Origin of the sequence: Paraburkholderia sp. Cy-641 (assembly GCF_011752945.1) — a bacterium.
Lineage (GTDB): Bacteria > Pseudomonadota > Gammaproteobacteria > Burkholderiales > Burkholderiaceae > Paraburkholderia.
On the sequence record NZ_VWWM01000142.1, the window covers coordinates 1 to 896 of the forward strand.

Annotated in this window: 1 protein-coding gene; it reads left to right on the forward strand. The window is 62.7% G+C overall.

Annotated features, from left to right (window positions below; genetic code table 11):
- Positions 1-896, forward strand: an 896-nt coding sequence (prpC, locus tag F3J20_RS31725) for a 2-methylcitrate synthase (protein WP_167285843.1), incomplete at both ends; no start/stop codon positions are given.

Genomic DNA, 896 nt, shown 5'->3' on the forward strand with positions numbered 1-896 from the left:
TATAAAACAAAGCTCAAGGGCCTGCGCGGACTGCCCGCCAACGTCAAGGCCGCGCTCGAATGGATTCCGGCCGCCGCGCATCCGATGGACGTGATGCGTACCGGCGTTTCCGTACTCGGCACCGTGCTGCCCGAGAAGGACGACCACAACCTGCCCGGCGCGCGCGATATCGCCGATAAGCTGATGGCCTCGCTCGGCTCGATGCTGCTCTACTGGTATCACTACTCGCACAACGGCAGACGCATCGAGGTCGAAACCGATGACGATTCGATCGGCGGCCACTTCCTGCATCTGCTGCATGGCGTCGAGCCGCCGAAGTCGTGGGTCGATGCGATGCACGTCTCGCTTAATCTCTACGCCGAACACGAGTTCAACGCCTCGACGTTCACGGGCCGCGTGATCGCGGGCACGGGCTCGGACATGTATTCGGCGATCACCGGTGCCATCGGCGCGCTGCGCGGTCCGAAGCATGGCGGCGCCAACGAGGTCGCCTTCGAGATCCAGTCGCGCTACCCGACGCCCGACGAAGCCGAGGCGGACATCCGTCGCCGCGTGGAGAACAAGGAAGTCGTGATCGGCTTCGGTCATCCGGTGTACACGATCTCGGACCCGCGCAACAAGGTCATCAAGGATGTGGCGCAGAAGCTCTCGAAGGAAGCAGGCAACACGAAGCTGTTCTCGATTGCGGAGCGGCTCGAAGCGGTGATGTGGGAAGCGAAGAAGATGTTCCCGAATCTGGACTGGTTCAGTGCGGTGTCGTATCACATGATGGGCGTGCCGACCGCGATGTTCACGCCGATCTTCGTGATCGCGCGCACGGCGGGCTGGAGCGCGCACATCATCGAGCAGCGCATCGACAACAAGATCATCCGGCCGAGCGCGAATTACACCGGCCC